This is a genomic window from Paenibacillus sp. S150, from assembly GCF_019352175.1.
Lineage (GTDB): Bacteria > Bacillota > Bacilli > Paenibacillales > Paenibacillaceae > Paenibacillus_AQ.
In genome coordinates this window covers 62,558-81,102 of sequence record NZ_JACBYI010000029.1, presented here as the reverse complement: position 1 = coordinate 81,102, position 18,545 = coordinate 62,558, and the positions used below count along the sequence as shown (strand labels likewise).

Genomic DNA, 18,545 nt, shown 5'->3' with positions numbered 1-18,545 from the left:
ATGCGATGATTCGAATCATTTACGTGATGCTTCGGGATAAAGTCCCCTATACCGAACGGGGGACCGAATATGTGAACACCCCAGAACAGACTGCGAGTTACCTAATCCAAAAACTGCAAAAGCTAGGGTTCCAAGTGGAACTGACGCCCACCACGGGATAACCATTTTAAAAAAAAATGAAGTTCCACGATAGGACCTCTGACAGTCAATTATCCTTTCGAGCTGTAAAGCGATAAAGCCTTTTTTCGTATAAATTTGACAAAAAACAACCGATACCGATCAACTTGTACGGATTAGGTATACTTTTCCCACTAGCTGCCGACTGACAGCCCAAGATCTCTGATTAGTTTTACTATTTCCACCTAGCTTTGGGGGGATGGAGAGGTTGATAGGTTCTGCTATGATTTGTAGCAAGCAAGCTTATACCAACTCCCGGCATATAGTACATGCAGGCGAATAGGAGCACCCGCTGTCTGCTACACAACGAATACAGGCTTACAGGAGTATTGGGCGCACTGCCAACAGCGCATGCTTAGCATATGCCAGCTTAGAGGAGCACCCGGCACACAGCTTGTACAGAGCAACACGAGGATATGCCGTGTGCCGGAATACAGCAGTGGCAGCAGTATGCAGCAACATGTCGGCACACAGTAACCTGGCAGCATACAGCAACACGCAGCAACATGTCGGCACACAGTAACCTGGCAGTATGCAGCAACACGCAGCACTCAGCGACATGTCGGCACACAGTAACCTGGCAGCATGCAGCAACACGCAGCACTCAGCGACATGTCGGCACACAAGTAACCTGGCAGCATACAGCAAACACTCCCGCTCCCTATTAGGGAAGCGGGAGTGTTTGCATTTTTGAATCCTGTGGGATTGTATCCCCTGTCTGCCTAGGTTCAGCTTAGTCCAGCATATACTCGCGATACTTGTCCTTGCGGGGGTTCAATACAAAGAGGATGCCGCTGACATAGCCCGAAACCGCATTGAAATTGCGCTTCAGCGTTGATTTGCCGGTCAGGTAGGTCAGCGTCCAGAGCAGGGCGGCGTAATTTTTTACCTTGGCTTTGCGCAGATTCAGCAGGTAATAATGATTGACCGCCGTAGCCCGCGCCACCCGCCCCGCTTTGTCGCGGGAGCTGGGAGACTCGTGGTGGGTAATCTTCATCTCCGGGTTGATTACAAGCTTGCCGTATTTGCCGGCCAGATGGCACATGTAAATATCGTCAGCCACGGCATAGCTGGTCATCCAGGGATAAGGCTTCATATCCTTCAATGCCGAGGCCCGGAACGACATATTGCAGCCATGGAAGAAATCCGTTTCAAAGGTATCCTGCGTCTCTCCCCAGAGCAGCAGTGATCCTGCCAGGGTGCTGGCGGACAGCCTGCCCGGTGAAGCTGACATTTGACAGGTCAGCATGCCGAGCAGTTTGCCGGCCCTGCTGCTGGACATGCCTTTGGCAATGCCGCCTACACCGACAATCGACGGGTCGGCCGCATAGGTATCCAGCATCCTGCGGATGTACAGGGGATCATCCAATTCGGCATCGTCGTCGAAGCTGAGCAGGATGTCTCCATCAATCAGTCCCAACGCCTCGTAACGGGACAGCCAGACGCCGGGTTTGGTTTTGCGGTAATAGCGCAGCTCCGCCCGGGGCAAACGATTCAGCACCTTGCGGAAATCATCCAGCACATTCTCCGGAGTGTCGCCATCGTCAACGATCAGCAGCTCGATCGACACATCCTCCAGAGCGGCCTGCCTGCCGATGGACTCAATGCACAGTGTAAGATCTTTGATCCGGTTGCGTGTGGGAATTACTATAGACACATCATGCATGCCGCCGACTCCTTCCGGGACGCCTTGAGCGCCTGCTTAGCTAGAATAAGAAATTCACCGGGAAACTCACGTTAAACCTAGTGTACTCTCCCTAGGGAGAGCCGTATATACCACTTTTGTTTACTTTTTTTATAGAGTTTGCGTTTATAATAACCAGGAAATTAGTTGCAGTTATTTTTAAGCCATATGAACTATATGGACAAAGCTTAGGCTTAAGCATTCATAAATGGATCATGCCGATTAAAAAGCATACACTGCACAGGGCAGCTTTTCTGACAACGCTTAATGAGGATGAGCAGAAAAGCATGGTCGGCCATTTTCCGCATATGGCGGACCGGATCAGGCTGCTGCCGAACTTTGTGGGCTCAGCGGTTTTTTAGCGAAATAAAGCGCAGGCGCTGGCTGCGCTTGGGCTGGACCCGGGCAGCAGATATATTATCACCGTGGGGCGTTTGTTTGAGCATCAGAAGGGCCATTCTCTGCTGGTTCAGGCGGCGGAGCAGCTGAAGCATATTCGGGACCTGAAGATCCTGATCGCCGGCGGCGGACCGGATGAGCAGAATCTGAAGGCGATGATTGCCGAAAAAGGCCTTGCGGACCGTATCCTTCTTCTCGGCACGATCCTTGGCAAGGACATCCTAGGCCAGCTACTACAGCGTATCCGAGCTTTTTGTGCTGCCTTCACGCTATGAAGGGCTGCCGCTGGTGATTCTGGAAGCCGGTGCCTGCGGCCTGCCGGCGGTTGCTTATAATGTAATGGGAGTGCGCGGGCTGGTGCAGCATGGGGTGAACGGCCTGCTTGCGGAAAGGCTGGAGCCATCCGCGCTTGCCGCCTCACTGGATATGCTGCTCGGAAATCCGGAGCTGTGCGCAGAGATGGGGGCAGCCGCCCAGCAGATAGTCCGCTCTGACTATTCCGAGGAGATTATTGGCGCCCGGCTGTTCAATCTGCTCCGGGAAAGTCTGGGTGCGGATGCTTCGGCCGCCACATTTGGCGGCGGCGGCTTCACGCCGTAGCTGGGCAATCCGCTGTAAGCAGGCCTATTGAAAGATACTTGTAATTTCCGGTTTTTAACTATACAATTGTAAGTGAGGTATATTTAGTCAGTTAAGAATCAGGAGGAATCCCTATGAGAATAGATATATGGTCTGATTACGCTTGCCCGTTCTGTTATATCGGCAAAAGACGGCTGGAGCACGCGCTGAGCCAGTTTGAAGGCCGTGACAAGGTGGAAGTGGTCTTCCGCAGCTTCCAGCTCGATCCGAATGCCCCGGTGCAGGCAACCCGGGATATTTATGATATGCTGGCTGCCAAATTCGGAATGACCCGTGAAAAAGCGATAGCGACGAATGCTCAGCTCGCTGAGCAAGCCAGGGGAGCGGGTCTGGAGTTCAACTTCGATACCGTGAAGCCTACGAACACTTTTGACAGCCACCGCTTGAGCCACTACGCCGCTGCCAAAGGCAAAGCCGCCGAGATGTCGGAACGGCTGCTGCGTGCTTATTTTACCGACGGGCTTAGTCTGGGGGACCGCAGGCAACTGGCTTCGCTGGCTGCGGAGGCTGGGCTGGATGAAGCGGAAGCTGCGGCGATGCTGGAAACGGACGCTTACGCGGAAGAGGTCAACGGAGATATTGCACAAGGAGAGCGGCTGAACATTACAGGCGTACCGTTCTTTGTCTTCAACAACAAATATGCTGTTTCAGGCGCTCAGCCCGGTCCGGTATTCTCCGAGGTGCTGGACACGGTCTGGGCCGAAGAGAATAATACACCAGTGCTTCAGGCAGTCGGTAAACCCGGGTCCAAAGCGGCGGATGCCGAAGGCTGCGATGACGGTTCCTGCAGCATTTAGGCGGCACACAGCTTCCTGACGGCATACAACAAAGCCTCGCTCCTTGGCAATCCAATGGAGCGAGGCTTTTTATATTTCATGCCATACCCGGCTCATGTTATCTGAACGAGGTCACAAAGCTCGTAAACAACGTCCGCACATCGTAGTGATACTGCCTGATCGGTTCAATGGGACGGTTCACATCCATCAGCGTATACACGGCAATTCTGGCTGCACGCACGGAATATTCCTCGGTGAAAACCACGTCGTCCGGAATCTCGCAGTATTGGCCGACAAAGGCCAGGTTGGTGGAGCCTTCGGGAACGACCTGCGGTCTGTCGCTGTTCAGTCTCGGCATGAACTGGGAGGTGATGTACGGCATCATGCAGGGGATGCAGTTCGCGGCCGCCATGATCTCTTCCTGATGCGCTTCGAAATGAAGATGTCCGAGCAGCTCCTGCATGATTTCTTCCCCGGTACAGTCGCACATTCTCTTCTGCACGAAATCGCCGGCCTTGTCCGGATACAGTCCATAGCCCCAGAACACCTTGACATGCTCCGGCTGATTGCGGAAATGCGGCTGGAAGGCCAGCACGACGGACATGAACCAGCTGGAGTCCTTGAAGGTCACGAGGGCGCCTGTACCGGCACGGTTGCGCGTGAATTTTTCCATCAGGTCAAAAAATTTCGAGTCCTGGAACGTTACGGTGAAGGATTCCCATTTCGAGCCGTCCACATGGTCGTCGAAGGAGGAAGGGTTGCCGAGGCCCGGTTTTTTGGCGGCAATGTTCTCCCACAGCTTCCAGGAGCTGCCCTTGCCGTTCAGGCGCGGAGCCGTTGTCATGGAGCCGAGGCTGGAGCCTTCGGTCATGGAGCCGTTCGTAATGATGACCCGATCCTCTTCGTTGACCTCAATCACATCCGCAACACCCTGCCGCAGCACATGCAGCCTGGTAACCGTAATGCCGTCGCCCTCTTTGAAATCCAGATCGGTGACGGTGCATCTCAGAGTGAAATCTACGCCGAATGGCTCCAGATACCTGTGCAGCGGCAGAATGATTGAATCATATTGGTTGTAGGGAGTGCGGGTGACCCCTTCCAGTGTCTGGATACGCGGGAATTCATGTATGAAGCGGATCATGTACCTTTTGAATTCGACTGCACTGTGCCAGGGCTGGAAGGCAAATGTCGTTGCCCACATGTACCAGAAATTCGTCTGGAAAAAATGCGGGCCGAACCAGTCGTTAATCCGCGCCTTGCCCATTTTGTCCTCGGGCGTGATGATCAGCTTGCCCATCGCCAGGCGGTCCGCCATATCGAAGCCCATTGAGGTCACATCTTCAACTCCGCCCCGGCGGTTAACCAGACGCGCATTGGAGTGAGTGGGATTGGCATTGTCGAACTCCGTGATCTCTTCCCGCAGCGATTGCCCCGGATGGTCGATTGAAGGAATGGTGCCCATAAGCTCCCACAGGTTCTCGTACGTTTCATCATTCAGCATCCGCCCGCCCCGGATGACATAGCCCTGTTCGCCGCTGCCTGCGCCGTCGTTGCTGCCGCCGAGGATTTTCATCTCTTCAATAATGTGAATGTTCTGTCCGGGAAAGTCACAGTCTCTGACGAGGTAGGCTGCACCTGCAAGGGATGCAATACCGCCGCCGACAAAATATACCTGGCTGTTTCCGTACTCTTTTTTCACTGCGTGTCGCCTCCATAGGGTTGCTGTTTGCTCTTACTGTCCCTAATGTAAACCAAGGCCGCCACAGAGGGTATGGTCAAAAGTCCGCGAGTGTATGAATTTTGGTCACTTGGGGCAAAGTGTATGGTTTTTTGACAAGTTCTGAGGCATTTAGAGCACAGGGAAGCCGTCTCTGCGGACATATTGGCGCAGCGCTCTGGCAAAATTCCCTTCGATCAGCACACCGAGCTTCCCGATGACAGCCTTGGGCTCCTCCTTCATCCCGTCACGCATCCACTGGATCACAAGCCCCGTAAAAGCCAGCGTATAAAAATTGGCAATAAACCGTTTGTCCCCGTCACTAACCTCCATCTCACCGGCAAGCTCTTGAATTACCCCCATAATCAGATCGTTCGTCACATCATACAGATAGGCATCAAGATGCGTTCTGCCCAGAGAGTCCAGCGTATTGCAGCAAAAGGCCCTGTTGGCCCCGATATAACAAAAGATCCGGTAAAAACCGTCTGTCCACGTGTTGTAGCTGCGGTACTGTGCTATGCTCTCCAACGCTTCGGTCTGGTATACCCAGCCCAGCAGCTCATAAATATCCTGAAAATGGTAGTAAAACGTCTGACGGTTCAGCCCGCAGTCGTCCACCAAGTGCTTAACGGAGATTTTGTTCAAGGGGACATGCTCCATCAAGGCTTTCAGTGAACGGGCCAGGGCTTTTTTGGTCAGAAGGGAATTGGACATGGAGTGCCACCTCATTTTGTGATCATGGTTAAGCGGATTGTGTGTGGGTCAAAAAAGACTCATGCGCTGCGCCGGCGTCTGATCAGCCAATAAATGCCCTCCGCAAGCAAGCCGGCCGCAAATCCGCCCAGCGTGAACATTGCAAATGCGAGAAAGCCCGCCAGATCCTCCCAGCCTGACATTTCCCGGTAGGTGTAAGCCATCATCAGCCCCAGCCCGGCCAGGATTCCGGCCGTGGTGATCAGCCAGAGCAGCCTTGCGCCGAGCCAGCCCAAGGCATTCAGGATAATGGAGATACCGGTGGCCAGGGCGGCATACCGCGCAAGAAGCGGCAGGCTGTAATCCTTATCCAGCAGAGCAAACCGGTGCACAATCAGCAGCAGCCACAGAACGAGCGCGTATACAGGAGCCCAGATGTACCAGCGTTTGCTTTTGGCGGTTGGCAGGAAGCTCATGAACCCTTCACCTCATTTATTCGAATCAGCTTAGATATCCTCCAGTTCCCCGGCACTCTGCAGAATAAAATTCAGAAGGTTGGGAATATCCTCCATCTGCTCTTCGGCAATTTGCCTGTTGAACTGCAGCTCGATGCAGTTATTGCAAGTGTCATCTTCCTGGCCGAACAGGCAGCTCAGGGATTGAACAGGCTGGAAATCCGGTCCCCAAATTGTGGAGAGGACATTCTCAATTGCCGGACACTGGACGTTCACATCATCAATTTCCATATAAAAGCGCAATAGAAGGCTGCAGCCGGGATTGCTGTCCGGAGTCTCCAGAATCTCATCGCTCAGCTCCTTCACCGAGGACAGCAGCACCACCTCGGACGTCACATTCCTGCCGCCGGTCAGCTTGAAGGACAAACTGAACTCCCGGGACATCAGCGCCAGATTCAGTAAATCGGCCCGGTCCGTCACCACAAGAATCCCATCCAGATTATCATAGTCGTAAATCTGATTCTCAAAAGCGGTTTTAATATTGTCAAAGACAGTGGGATGGAACATGAATGGCACCTTCTTACGTTTCTCTATATTGTACCATGACGCAAATTGGAGAGAAAATGTTGCCAGGCGGGCGGTCAACGGACGGAAGGGAAACAAATTTTGCCACATTGCTCATTCTGATTTATTCTATAGGAGAAGTAATTATATAGTGAAGCCGAGGGAGTGGAAATGCAGGATGCGTTATAGTTATTTGTCACATCTGGAATGTCCGCAGTGCGGGGAGACTTACGGGGCCGATGCTGTCCGGCAGCTATGCGCCTGTGGATCGCCGCTGCTTGTGCGTTATGATCTGGAGCAGCTGAAGCTGGAGTTGGACCGTGCGGAGCTGAGCGGCAGACAAGCTGATCTCTGGCGGTACCATGAACTGCTGCCGGTAGTCGGGGAACGCCATGTAGTGACTCTGGGCGAGGGCATGACGCCGCTGCTTGAGCTGCCCCGTCTGGGCGGAGACTACGGCATCAAGCAGCTGCTGATGAAGGATGAGAGCCTGGTGCCCAGCGGCAGCTTCAAGGCGCGCGGGGCGGCGGTCGGGGTGTCCAAGGCCAAGGAGCTGGGCGTAGCCGGTCTGGCTATGCCGACCAACGGCAATGCGGGAGCCGCTTGGGCGCTGTACTCTGCGAGGGCGGGCATTGAGGCGACAATCGTAATGCCGCAGGATGCGCCTAAGATTACGCGCAGCGAAGTCGCGCTCGCCGGAGCGCGGCTGTATCTGGTTAACGGCCTGATCAGCGATGCCGGCAAGATCGTTGCCCGGGAGGTGGCGGACAAAGGGCTGTACGATGCCTCCACGCTGAAGGAGCCCTACCGCATCGAAGGAAAGAAGACGATGGGGCTGGAAATTGCCGAGCAGCTCGGCTGGGAAATGCCGGATGTCATTCTGTACCCGACCGGAGGCGGGGTAGGGCTGATCGGCATTTATAAGGCGCTGCAGGAGCTGCGGGAAATCGGCTGGGTGCAGGGCAAGCTGCCGCGGCTTGTCGCCGTGCAGGCGGAGGGCTGTGCGCCGATCGTCAAGGCGTGGGAAGCGAAGGCCGAACGTTCCGAGTTCTGGCCGGATTCCGCTACCGCCGCGTTTGGCATCAACGTGCCGAAGGCGCTCGGCGACTTTCTGGTGCTGAAGGCGGTCTATGAGACGGACGGGGCCGCCGTTGCCGTATCCGACGAAGAGATGGGCATCGAGCAGGAGAAGCTTGCCCGGCTGGAAGGCTCGTTTGTTTGTCCGGAAGGCGCGGCTGCTTTTGCCGCAGCCCGCAGGCTGGCCCGGACAGGCTGGATCAAGCCGGACGAGCGGGTGGTTGTGCTCAATACGGGAGCAGGCATCAAATACCCCGACTCCGTGCAGGTCAATCCGCCTCTGCTGGAAATCGGCGAATATATTTAGTGCTTTAGCAGCTGACAGCCCTTGCTGTCATCCGGCGGTTCATCCTATAGGTTACCGCCGCTTATTTGGCGGCTGCTGCGAAGTAAGCTCTACGTGAATCAGCCTCCTTTTGAAGAGCAGGATCAATTCATGAATAGTGCGCTGTTTCTAGTTGGTTGGCGCGGGCGCGGTATATTTAAGAAATGTCCTGGGAATCGGGCTCTCAAAGGTCAGCAGCTCTCCGGTGACCGGATGAATGAAAGAGAGCACACGGGCATGCAGGCCAAGCCGGCCCACGGTCTTCGTCTCCGCGCCGTATTTCTTGTCACCGGCGATGGGATGGCCGATATCCGACATATGCACGCGGATCTGATTTTTGCGTCCGGTTTCCAGATGCACCTCCAGCAAGGAGAAGTGGCGATTGGCTTGAATTAACTTGTAATGGGTCACGGCAAGCAGCCCGTCCCCTTCGTGAGGGCTGGAATACATTTTGAGTGTTGAGGTTTCCTTCAGCCAGGAACGGACAGTGCCCCCGGGCTTCTTGACCGCGCCTTCCACCAGGGCCACATAGGAGCGTTCCTGTACGGTATCCTTCCATGTGTTCTGCAACGTCTGCTGGAGCTGCTCGCTTTTGGCGAACATCATCACGCCGGAGGTGTCGCGGTCCAGCCGGTGCACCACAAAGATGCGGTTTTTCGGATTGCTGAGCCGCACATGCTCCATAAGCTGCCGGTAGGCAGTCAATTCATTGTCCTCTCCGGTGGCGATGGAGAGCAGGCCCGCATCCTTTTGAATGACAATCAGATCATTATCCTCATGAACAATTGTCAGACCTGTCATTTCTTTGGCCTGAACCGGCTTTTCCTGGTCGACCGTTACGGTGTGTCCCGGATGAAGCTGGAAGTTATGCCGGGTTACCGCCCTGCCGTTCACGGATACCTGCCCGCGGGAGAGCATGGACTTGATGGAATTGCGCCCCTTGCCGGTGATCGTCTTCAGCAGAAAAGCCAGCAGCTCGGCAGGCTCGGCCACCGTATACGCTTTGGCAGTTGCGGGTGCCTTGGCTGCCGCCCCCGGCTTGCCGGCCGGTTTGCGGTTAGATCCTTTAGTCCCGGAATTAGCTTGTGTACCGGCATTTATTCCAGGCTTGGCGCCGCGCTTGGCACTCTCTTTGGGATTTCGTCTTGTATTCATGGAAGCATTCTCCGTCCTTTGCTGATGTACTCCTCAATATACCATGGGCAGTAAAGAAATACTACGGACACTGCCGGAGGAAAAACCTTTGAGACTGCGCAAGCAGCCGCACGCGGGACCGCTACAGAAAAATAATCAGGAAGACAATAATCAAGAGGGAGATCGCGGCATAGCCCCACCCCAGCGCAGAGGCATAGTTCTTTTCCCGGACCCGGCCGCAGGCCTGGTAGATATTTCTGTCCACCGTCAGCAGAAGCAGCGCGGAGAACATTATAATAGCGGCGGTGCAGGCAAATAAACGGACCACCTTCTTCCCCCCCTTTACGTTTCTTTAAGCCCGACTCTCCGCAGATGCAGAGTGAAATTGATGTCTAAGGTTACGGTGCTGTAGATGTGATCCTCCCAGTCGTTTTTGCCGTGAACATTCTGCTTCCAATAAGCAGGGTGGTGCGCGCGGATGATCTCGCCCATTCCAAAAATATCCGCATGATCACGCTGGGTTTGCCGGATCAGCCCTTTGACTATACCCTCTACCTGTTCTTTGAACTCAAGCTCGATCTCATGCAGCCTGGCAGACGAATCGGCAGGCTTCCCGCTGTCGTAGTGCTCTTCCAAATCACCCTCCAGATAAATGTTATAGGAAACGTGAGGCTTCCCGTCCCGGATGGAGCTTCGGGTTTTCGTATAGCGTTCATTAATTTTGGTCATTACAATTCCAAGCTCTCTTGTTTTGAAAAGTATGGAATAGCCGCCCGGGTCCATTCCCTGGACAGCCATGAATGCGCCAATTTCCAGCGGCTTCGTGCTGTTGACCATCTTGCTGTCCTTGAAATAGGCCAAACCTTTAATCATAACATTTTCTTTGTCGCGCAGTGACACATAGGGCAGATACGCGCTTTGCCCCCATTTGGAATCCGCCGACCAGAAGGTGCCGACATAATCAGGGGGGAATTTACCGGAAGCCACCGCTTTCTCCATCATGGAGAGGATATAGAGCGTCGGCACCCGCTGCAGCGGCGGGGTTACATCCATAAATTCCGAAGCCCTGCCTTCAGAGACCAGCATCCAGGTTCTGCGCCGGACTTCCGGATTGCGCCGCAAGTAATCGTTGAGATCATCCATCCTTCCCCGGGCGATCGCTTCGCTGATGACGATCACCCGCAGATGCACGAGATAACGCGGGTCGGCAATCTGCTGCTGCAGATTGTTCATGGCATCATCCAGCGTATGCCCCAGCACAGTCACTACCCAGACGGGGCTGGTTTTCCCGCCCTCGCTGGTGCTGCCGCTTCCCGGACCAAGCGGGACACGGCCCGGTACGGCAATCTGTGCCGTAACACTGAGCATTTCTTTCGGAAGCTGATTATTTTTGAGATGGGTGACCTCTTCCTCCCTGTTTGCCGACTCCTCGGGCGCCATATCGATAGCTAATCCAAGCACCAGCGCACGATCCTCAATTTCAACCTGATCCCAGCATCCGGCAAGAAACAGGGTAATGACAGCAAACGGCAACAATACCAAGAGGAGCTTTTGAAGCAGCTTGTTCATGCGGAGCCCTTCTTTCTGTAGCGGCGTAACAGGTAAACTGCCCATAGCAGCAGCGGATATCCCATTATTAAAAGCATGGATGCCTTTCCCAAAAGGAGCGACCAGCTATAGGTCTGAAAAACATTGGCCGGAAGCATGGCGATGATAAAAAGCACAGGAAGCAGCAAGCTGGAAGTCATCCGCTGATCCTCGAAAGCAAACAAATTCTGCAGCAGGCAGGCGGCTATATAATAATTAGTGTAGATTGTGGTATACACTGAAATCACCCAGATCACAATGAACAGGGCATCCAGCCGTTCCAGGAAGCCCTCCCCAACGGCTGCCGACCGTGCTGTTTCAAGTGTGGGATAAATCAGCAGCTTGGTTTCTTCCGCACCGAACAGGCCTACTGAAGCAATAACAATCAGCAGATATACGGCACCGGATACAAAAATGGCTAAAGCCCCCGCATGCACGGCCTGTTTTGGCTTTTGCATAAAAGGGATCAGCAGTGTAATGACAAAATAGCTCTGAAACAGGTAACTGGCTTCCCTTGCGCCATTCCAAAAGGTCGCGGTGGGCACGGTCAGGACAGGCTGCAGATTCAGCAGATCGACATTCTTCATAGAAATCAGGATCGTTACAAGCACGGAGCCAATGATTAGCGGCAGATAAAAGAAATGGATATAGGAAAATTTGATCAGATTTCTTCTGGAGGACAGCTGGCAGATCAGCAGCATCAGGAAAATCGTAGCTTCTACCGGTGTTTTTTTGAACAAAACGGTGGTAGCTACATCGCCGAACTGGCGTGCCGACAGGCCGGTCAGTACAATGAAGACCAGCAAAATCAACAGATTAAAAAAACCGCCCAGCTGCCGGCCGACCAGCCGGCGGCTGAACACAAACAGCGATTCTTTGGGGAAACGCCGGCACAACGTGGCCAGGACCCAAAAGCTCAAAAAGGAAATAATGACGCCGCTGAAGGCGACTAAGGGAGCACTGCTGCCTCCGGCAACGGCCATATGGCGGGGAAAGCTCAGGATGCCCACGCCAATGATCGTACTACTGATTACGGCCGCCGCGCGCAGTGTCGTGATTTGCCGGGAGTGCTTCACCGTCCTCACCTCCCTGCTCAAGAATTTGATCCGCATAAGCCGCCGGCACAGATTTCTCAAGCCGGGTGTCATCCTGGGTGTGCAAAAAGCTGGGGCGGCGGCGCATCCACCAGAGCGGAGCTCTCACCAGCGTATCTTTCCAGTCGCGCCATTTGCCCGGTATGAACGGCGACATATACGGCACACCGAAGGATTCCAGAAACAGCAGGTGGTTGACGATGGGAATCGTACCGATCATGACACCATAGAGTCCGAACATGCCGGCCAAAAGTATCAGCGGGAACCGCAGCATCCGCAGAGCAATCGCAGCGTTATAGGCCGGAGTGGCGAAAGAGCCGATGGTCGTCAGCGCGACAATAACCACGGTGATCGGACTGGCCAGCCCGGCGGATACGGCAGCCTGGCCGATAACCAGCACGCCGACAATGGACAATGCGCCGCCGATCATCTGGGGCAGCCTTATAGTGGCCTCGCGCAGCACCTCCATGGACACCTCCATGATCAGCACCTCCAGCACTGCCGGGAAAGGAACGCCTGCCCGCCCTCCGGAGATGGCGACCGCGAAATCCGTCGGCATCAGCTCCGGGTTATAGGAGATCACAGACACGTACAAGGCAGGGAAGAACAGAGAGAAGGCCAGTGCGATCAGCCGGATAAACCGGATCAGGCTGCCCATTATGAAGCGCTCGGTGTAATCGTCGATGGTCTGAAAGAACTGGTTGAAGAGCGCGGGTACAATCAGGGCAAACGGAGAACCGTCGACAAGAATCGCTACCCGTCCTTCCAGTAAAGCTGCCACCGTCTTGTCCGGCCGCTCCGTATTTTGCACCTGCGGAAAGGGCGACAGCGGCTGGTCTTCGATGAATTGTTCAATATAGCCGGCATCGATTATGCCGTCGGTATTAATGATGGAAATTCTGCGCATGGCTTCGGCCACGAGCTGCGGGTCGGCTATGCTGTCCAGATAGCACAGAGCTACCCGCGACTGGGTACGGGTGCCGATCGGGCTGATCTCAATCCGGAAATCGGTGCTCTGCAGCCGGTAGCGCAGCAGGGAGAGATTGTTCTCCAGCTTCTCCACATATCCTTCCCGCGGGCCGCGGATCACCTGCTCCGTCTGCGGCTGCTCTACGCCGCGCATATCGACCTGCCGCATATCCAGCACCAGGGCTTCGGCAATGCCGTCGATCAGCAGGATCAGCTGGCCTTTGACAACAGCGTCAGGCAGGGAGGAAAGCTCGGCTGCAGTGATTCCCTGCGTTACCTGGATTGCCGCATTCCAAATATAGCGGGACATGTCAGCGAGATCTTCAGGCATGCCGGGGTGCTCGGAGGAACGGGCCATGAGCGGTTTGAGGATATGCTCCTGAATCTGTTCCTGGTTAACGAGGGAGGAGAAGAAGACCATGGCCGCCTCATGCCTGCCAAAGAGCAGGAAATCACGTACGACAAGATCGCCGTTCTGGCCCAGCCGGGCAAGCAGATTTTCCAGATTGGCTGTCAGGCTTAGGCTCAGCCCTTCTCCGCCGGGAACGGGCGGCGGGGAATTTGGCTGCCGGTGCTGCTCTATATATGAAGCATATTTCTCTTTCCAGGCTTGCAGACGGGCCGCCTCCTTCAGATAGACAGTTTGGAAGATCACTATAAAGTGTTGGTTAGAAGCGGTTTTTTTATGTAAAATAAAGATAGAAAGCCTTAAGGAGTTTTGATAGAGATGAAGATGCAAGCACCTACCATGGAACAAGCGCAGGCTGAACTGCAAAAATATTACGGCTATCCCGACTTCCGGGAAGGCCAGAAGAAAATTGTCATGAATCTGCTGGAGGGCCGCGACACGCTGGGCATTATGCCGACGGGCGGCGGCAAATCCATCTGCTACCAGGTTCCCGCACTGCTGCTGCCGGGGCTCACCCTGGTCGTTTCGCCGCTGATCTCGCTGATGAAGGACCAGGTGGACGCGCTGACCACAGCGGGAATTCCAGCTGCGTATATCAACAGCACACTCAGCGGCAAGGAAGTGAATGAACGCATCCGCGCCGCGCGCCGGGGAGAGCTGAAGCTGCTGTATGTGGCGCCCGAGCGGCTGGAGCTGGACTGGTTCCGCCTGGAAATGGCGGGCCTGTCCATCTCCTGTGTCGCAGTGGATGAAGCGCACTGTGTCTCCCAGTGGGGACATGATTTCCGCACCAGCTATCTGGCCGTCTCCCCTTTTGTGGAGGAGCTGCCGCAGCGGCCGATTCTGGCCGCCTTTACCGCTACGGCCACACCGGAGGTCATGGAGGACATGGTCCGGCTGCTGCAGCTGCGCCAGCCAGGCGTTTTCATGACCGGACTTGGCCGGGACAATCTGGCCATGTCCGTGCTGCGCGGCGAGAACAAACGCGAGTTCGTGCTGGACTACACAGCGCAGCACGCCCATCAGCCGGGCATCGTCTATGCCGCGACCCGCAAAGAGGTCGATGACCTGTACACCCGTCTGCAGGCCTCGGGCGTTGCCGCCGGGCGTTACCATGCCGGAATGAATGACCAGGAGCGGGCGGAGAGCCAGGAAGGCTTCCTGTATGACGATATCCGCGTCATGGTGGCTACGAACGCCTTCGGCATGGGCATCGACAAGTCGAATGTCCGCTATGTCATCCATTACAATATGCCCAAAAATATGGAAGCCTATGTTCAGGAGGCGGGCCGTGCCGGCCGGGACGGGGAACCCAGTGAGTGTATCCTGCTCTTCAGCGCGCAGGATATTATGACGCAGAAATTCCTGATCGAGCAGAACCCGCAGGACGCGGACCGCAAGGCCAATGAATACCGCAAGCTTCAGCAAATGATCGATTACTGCTATACCACCCGCTGCCTGCGCAGCGCCCAGCTGGATTATTTCGGCGAGGAGCACGGGGACAAGCCGTGCGGAATCTGCAGCTCCTGTACGGACGAACGCGAGCTGGTGGATATGACCGTGGATGCGCAGAAGATTTTTTCCTGCATTCACCGCATGCGCGAGCGCTTTGGCGTGGCGCTGGTGTCCTCGGTGCTGAAGGGCTCGCGCAACCAGAAGGTGCTGCAGTACGGCTTCGAGAAGCTTCCGACCCACGGCGCGATGTCCAGCCGTACGGAGAAGGAGATCACCGAGAGCATCAATGTGCTGATCTCGGAAGGCTATCTGGCCCTGTCGGAAGGCCAGTATCCCGTAGTGCGGCTGCAGCCGCTGGCGGCCGAAGTGCTGCGCGGCCGGCGCCAGGTGCTGCAGCGGGTGGCAAGGCCGCTCCGCACCGGAGGCTCATCCGGTGCGCGGGACCGCAGCCGCGTGCGCGACCTGTCGCCGTCGGCGGTCAATGAGACGGTGTTCGAGCAGCTGCGCCTGATCCGCCGCGAGCTGGCGGGGCGCGAGCATGTGCCGTCCTACATTATTTTCAACGATGCGACCCTGCGCGAGATGAGCGTGGTTTGCCCGCAGAGCGAAGCGGAAATGCTGAGAGTCAAAGGGGTTGGCGAAGTGAAATACAAGAAATACGGCAAGCCGTTCCTGGATTTTTTTCAAAATGAATTGTAAAGAGGGTTATCAGGCATGAAAATCATCCTGGCGACATTAAATGCCAAATATATTCATACCTCGCTGGCTATCCGTCTCCTGAAGGCGTACAGCGAGCATGAGTTCCAGGATATCCATTTGGCAGAATACACCATCAAAGATCCTGTGATGAATATCGTGTCCGACCTATTCCGGAAGAAACCGGATGTGATCGGCTTCTCCTGTTATATATGGAACATCGAGGAGACCGTCAAGCTGATCGGGATTCTTAAGCAAGTCATGCCGGAGGCTGCAATTGTGCTCGGCGGGCCTGAGGTATCCTATGAGCCGCTGTATTGGATGAAACGGGAAGCCGGCATTGATTTTGTAGTCAGCGGGGACGGGGAAGAGACCTTCCACCATCTGCTGCAGGAGCTGCGGGAGGAACGGAAGTTTCATTTTGTCTACGGGGCCGCTTACCGGAAGGGCGGGGAGCTGATCGTCAACCCTCCGCGTCCCAAAAGCGATCTGAACACCCTGCCGACGCCGCACCGGTTCGCGGATGATCTGCCGGAGCTGGGCAAGCGGATCGTCTATTTTGAGACCAGCCGGGGCTGTCCTTTCAACTGCCAGTTCTGCCTGTCCAGCATTGAGGTGGGCGTGCGGTATTACGATATTGAACGGGTGAAGTCCGATCTGCTCTATCTGATTGAGCACGGGGCCAGGGTCATCAAGTTTCTTGACCGCACCTTCAATATCAACCGCAATTATGCGATGGAAATGTTCCGGTTCCTGATTGACAACCATCAGGGCTGTGTGTTCCAGTTCGAAATTACGGCGGATATTATGCGCCCCGAGGTGCTGGATTTCCTGGCCGTGAACGCGCCTCCGGGCATCTTCCGGTTCGAGATTGGCGTACAGTCCACCAATGATGAGACGAACGAGCTGGTCAAGCGCCGCCAGAACTTTGCCAAGCTCTCCCGCACCGTCATGAAAATCAAAGCCAGCGGCAATATCGACCAGCATCTTGATCTGATTGCCGGACTCCCCCAGGAGGATTACGCCACCTTCCGCAAAACCTTCAACGATGTATTCGCCATGGAGCCGGAAGAGCTGCAGCTGGGTTTCCTCAAAATGCTGCGCGGCACCGGGCTGCGCGCCCAGGCGGCCAAATACGGCTATACGTATATGGAGCATGCCCCATACGAAATTCTGAGCAGCCACGTGATGCCGTTCTCCGACATTATCCGTCTCAAGCGGCTGGAGGATGTGCTGGAGAAGTATTGGAACAGCCACCGGCTGGATCATTCGGTCAAATACCTCATCCGTCATGTATTTAAGTCACCGTTCGATTTCTTCCAGGAGTTCGGCGATTACTGGGAGGAGCGGGGCTGGCAGAAGATCGGCCATCAGCTGGAGGATCTGTTCACCCGGCTGCAGGCTTTTCTCACAGACCGCGGAACGGCTTCCATGGATGTGATTACCGGGCTGATGAAGCTCGACTACTTCCTGGGCCACAAATACAAGCCGCGCAAGATCTGGTGGGATATTACGCTGGATAAGTCCGGCTGGTCGCGTTATATGAAGGAAATCACCGACCATCCGGAGCGCCTGTCTGCCCAATTGGCGGAAGCAGGCTTCAGCGGGCGGGAGCTGCAGAAGTTCACCGTGCTTGAAGTGCTGCCGTTCCATCTGGAAGCGGTGCTGGATTCCATCAGCGGACTGCGCTTTGATCCGGCAGCCGGTGATGAGGCGGAGGCTGGAACTGCTGACGGAACAACGGACAACCTCAGCGTTCCTGCCGGCAAGATGGCAGGAACGCCAGCTGCCACGGCTCAGACAGGGGCAGCCGCCGCGCTGCAAAGTCCGGCCGCTCTGGCGGAAATGCTGCCGGTTACCGGCGGAAGCACACTGCTGATCGTCATGTACCAGCAGGACGAGAGCCAGCGGGCGCGGTATTACGCGCTGCCTATATAATCAAATCTCTCGCATAATGCAGGCAGGGAAGGGGGATACAGGATGAATGCCAATGGCCCGATCCATGGTCTCTTTATGGGGATAAGTACATTAAGGGGCTGACCGGGAGCGTGGGCAGGGAAGTGGAGCGGAGCAGAGCAGATTGAAGTGGAATTAGTGTACTTAAATGGACTGAAAGGCTTGCGGTAGAGGAAATAGCGGGAAAAAGGCAACTTAATTTCAGCGAATTCCCCCGAAGGAGAGAGAATCGGATGATTTAGGTATCCTTTTTCCCACTAACGCTTCCGAAAAAGGAGTGGAAGGAGATTTAAGTTTACTATTTCCACTTGGGCTTACCGCCGGGTCTCAGCAGGCCATTCTACACCGCCAAGGCGCAGAAATGGAAAAGCAAATGGCCGGAGCTGGAGGTAGTTCCTTGGGAACAACGAGGCTCCGCTTTCTTGCTGTTTGAAGACGTTAGCAAAGAGCGGCATCAGGATTACTTGGACGGGGTTTATTTCTGTAATAAAATGGATTATGCTATAATAAAATGAAAAAAGGAGCTGCGTCATCAGCACAGCTCTGTTGTACAACCACTGCTGAAGAGCAGCCGGTCATCCTTGTCTTGTGGTTGGAGTAGACCGTTACCTTGGCGGGGCGGTCTATTTCTTTTTAATGTAGCCAAGCAGCGCCAATATAAACATACCGAACATGAACATCAGGGTAATAGCATCTTTTACGTCCATTACGGACACCTCCTCTAAGGGAGAGTACCTGC

18 protein-coding genes are annotated in these 18,545 nt (G+C 55.0%); 7 read left to right on the top strand and 11 right to left on the bottom strand.

Going from position 1 to position 18,545, the window contains the following annotated elements; genetic code table 11:
* Positions 1–910: 910 nt before the first annotated feature.
* On the bottom strand, positions 911–1,843 hold the full coding sequence (locus tag HYD27_RS22335; protein ID WP_219218772.1) for a glycosyltransferase family 2 protein: 933 nt from the start codon (positions 1,841–1,843) through the stop codon (positions 911–913).
* 233 nt (positions 1,844–2,076) lie between these two features.
* Here HYD27_RS22335 and HYD27_RS22330 point away from each other — a divergent pair, with 233 nt between their 5' ends.
* The 4 genes from HYD27_RS22330 to HYD27_RS22315 all read left to right on the top strand — a co-directional run bounded on the left by HYD27_RS22330 (position 2,077) and on the right by HYD27_RS22315 (position 3,696).
* On the top strand, positions 2,077–2,223 hold the full coding sequence (locus HYD27_RS22330; RefSeq protein WP_219218771.1) for a hypothetical protein: 147 nt from the start codon (positions 2,077–2,079) through the stop codon (positions 2,221–2,223).
* Between the two features lie 63 nt (positions 2,224–2,286).
* On the top strand, positions 2,287–2,535 hold the full coding sequence (locus tag HYD27_RS32475) for a glycosyltransferase (RefSeq protein WP_219218769.1): 249 nt from the start codon (positions 2,287–2,289) through the stop codon (positions 2,533–2,535).
* Complete coding sequence (locus HYD27_RS32470) at positions 2,516–2,860, top strand: glycosyltransferase (protein ID WP_219218767.1); 345 nt, start codon at positions 2,516–2,518, stop codon at positions 2,858–2,860. Before HYD27_RS32475 ends, HYD27_RS32470 begins: the two co-directional genes overlap by 20 nt.
* Before the next feature lie 113 nt (positions 2,861–2,973).
* Positions 2,974–3,696 (top strand): DsbA family oxidoreductase, encoded by a 723-nt coding sequence (locus tag HYD27_RS22315; protein WP_219218766.1) that lies wholly within the window; start codon positions 2,974–2,976, stop codon positions 3,694–3,696.
* 97 nt (positions 3,697–3,793) lie between these two features.
* Here the strand turns inward: HYD27_RS22315 and HYD27_RS22310 are convergent, their stop codons facing one another.
* The 4 genes from HYD27_RS22310 to HYD27_RS22295 all read right to left on the bottom strand — a co-directional run bounded on the left by HYD27_RS22310 (position 3,794) and on the right by HYD27_RS22295 (position 7,107).
* Entirely contained in the window at positions 3,794–5,374 is a 1,581-nt protein-coding gene (locus HYD27_RS22310; RefSeq protein WP_219218765.1) for an oleate hydratase, read from the bottom strand.
* Positions 5,375–5,524: 150 nt separating this feature from the next.
* Positions 5,525–6,106, bottom strand: coding sequence for a TetR-like C-terminal domain-containing protein (locus HYD27_RS22305; protein ID WP_219218764.1), 582 nt, complete (start codon positions 6,104–6,106; stop codon positions 5,525–5,527).
* 59 nt (positions 6,107–6,165) lie between these two features.
* Positions 6,166–6,561, bottom strand: a complete 396-nt coding sequence (locus HYD27_RS22300; RefSeq protein ID WP_219218763.1) for a hypothetical protein — start codon at positions 6,559–6,561, stop codon at positions 6,166–6,168.
* A 30-nt stretch (positions 6,562–6,591) separates the two neighbouring features.
* Positions 6,592–7,107 (bottom strand): hypothetical protein, encoded by a 516-nt coding sequence (locus HYD27_RS22295; RefSeq protein ID WP_219218762.1) that lies wholly within the window; start codon positions 7,105–7,107, stop codon positions 6,592–6,594.
* Positions 7,108–7,282: 175 nt separating this feature from the next.
* Here HYD27_RS22295 and HYD27_RS22290 point away from each other — a divergent pair, with 175 nt between their 5' ends.
* On the top strand, positions 7,283–8,488 hold the full coding sequence (locus HYD27_RS22290) for a threonine synthase (protein ID WP_219218761.1): 1,206 nt from the start codon (positions 7,283–7,285) through the stop codon (positions 8,486–8,488).
* 147 nt (positions 8,489–8,635) lie between these two features.
* Here the strand turns inward: HYD27_RS22290 and HYD27_RS22285 are convergent, their stop codons facing one another.
* From HYD27_RS22285 to HYD27_RS22265, 5 genes are all read right to left on the bottom strand, one after another.
* Entirely contained in the window at positions 8,636–9,661 is a 1,026-nt protein-coding gene (locus tag HYD27_RS22285) for an RluA family pseudouridine synthase (protein WP_219218760.1), read from the bottom strand.
* Positions 9,662–9,782: 121 nt separating this feature from the next.
* Positions 9,783–9,968, bottom strand: a complete 186-nt coding sequence (locus tag HYD27_RS22280) for a CLC_0170 family protein (RefSeq protein ID WP_219218758.1) — start codon at positions 9,966–9,968, stop codon at positions 9,783–9,785.
* Between the two features lie 14 nt (positions 9,969–9,982).
* Positions 9,983–11,209, bottom strand: a complete 1,227-nt coding sequence (locus HYD27_RS22275; protein WP_219218757.1) for a Ger(x)C family spore germination protein — start codon at positions 11,207–11,209, stop codon at positions 9,983–9,985.
* Entirely contained in the window at positions 11,206–12,303 is a 1,098-nt protein-coding gene (locus HYD27_RS22270) for a GerAB/ArcD/ProY family transporter (RefSeq protein ID WP_219218755.1), read from the bottom strand. The genes HYD27_RS22275 and HYD27_RS22270 overlap by 4 nt, the downstream gene beginning before the upstream one ends.
* Positions 12,251–13,945 carry a spore germination protein gene (locus HYD27_RS22265; protein WP_309242110.1) on the bottom strand — a complete coding sequence of 565 codons (1,695 nt, stop codon included), beginning with the start codon at positions 13,943–13,945 and terminating at the stop codon, positions 12,251–12,253. Before HYD27_RS22265 ends, HYD27_RS22270 begins: the two co-directional genes overlap by 53 nt.
* 72 nt (positions 13,946–14,017) lie before the next feature.
* On the opposite strand from HYD27_RS22265, the gene recQ reads away from it, so the two are divergent.
* Together recQ and HYD27_RS22255 are read left to right on the top strand one after the other, a co-directional pair.
* Positions 14,018–15,853 carry a DNA helicase RecQ gene (recQ, locus tag HYD27_RS22260; protein WP_219218753.1) on the top strand — a complete coding sequence of 612 codons (1,836 nt, stop codon included), beginning with the start codon at positions 14,018–14,020 and terminating at the stop codon, positions 15,851–15,853.
* A gap of 15 nt (positions 15,854–15,868) precedes the next feature.
* Entirely contained in the window at positions 15,869–17,788 is a 1,920-nt protein-coding gene (locus HYD27_RS22255) for a B12-binding domain-containing radical SAM protein (RefSeq protein WP_219218751.1), read from the top strand.
* A gap of 641 nt (positions 17,789–18,429) precedes the next feature.
* On the opposite strand, the gene HYD27_RS22250 is transcribed toward HYD27_RS22255, so the two are convergent.
* Positions 18,430–18,513, bottom strand: coding sequence for a putative holin-like toxin (locus HYD27_RS22250; RefSeq protein WP_020427365.1), 84 nt, complete (start codon positions 18,511–18,513; stop codon positions 18,430–18,432).
* Between the last annotated feature and the right edge of the window lie 32 nt (positions 18,514–18,545).

Coding starts and splice junctions, on each gene's coding strand:
- HYD27_RS22335 (WP_219218772.1), bottom strand. CDS start 1,843: ATGCATGATGTGTCTATAGTAATTCCCACACGCAACCGGATCAAAGAT.
- HYD27_RS22330 (WP_219218771.1), top strand. CDS start 2,077: ATGCCGATTAAAAAGCATACACTGCACAGGGCAGCTTTTCTGACAACG.
- HYD27_RS22315 (WP_219218766.1), top strand. CDS start 2,974: ATGAGAATAGATATATGGTCTGATTACGCTTGCCCGTTCTGTTATATC.
- HYD27_RS22305 (WP_219218764.1), bottom strand. CDS start 6,106: ATGTCCAATTCCCTTCTGACCAAAAAAGCCCTGGCCCGTTCACTGAAA.
- HYD27_RS22300 (WP_219218763.1), bottom strand. CDS start 6,561: ATGAGCTTCCTGCCAACCGCCAAAAGCAAACGCTGGTACATCTGGGCT.
- HYD27_RS22295 (WP_219218762.1), bottom strand. CDS start 7,107: ATGTTCCATCCCACTGTCTTTGACAATATTAAAACCGCTTTTGAGAAT.
- HYD27_RS22290 (WP_219218761.1), top strand. CDS start 7,283: ATGCGTTATAGTTATTTGTCACATCTGGAATGTCCGCAGTGCGGGGAG.
- HYD27_RS22285 (WP_219218760.1), bottom strand. CDS start 9,661: ATGAATACAAGACGAAATCCCAAAGAGAGTGCCAAGCGCGGCGCCAAG.
- HYD27_RS22275 (WP_219218757.1), bottom strand. CDS start 11,209: ATGAACAAGCTGCTTCAAAAGCTCCTCTTGGTATTGTTGCCGTTTGCT.
- recQ (WP_219218753.1), top strand. CDS start 14,018: ATGAAGATGCAAGCACCTACCATGGAACAAGCGCAGGCTGAACTGCAA.
- HYD27_RS22255 (WP_219218751.1), top strand. CDS start 15,869: ATGAAAATCATCCTGGCGACATTAAATGCCAAATATATTCATACCTCG.
- HYD27_RS22250 (WP_020427365.1), bottom strand. CDS start 18,513: ATGGACGTAAAAGATGCTATTACCCTGATGTTCATGTTCGGTATGTTT.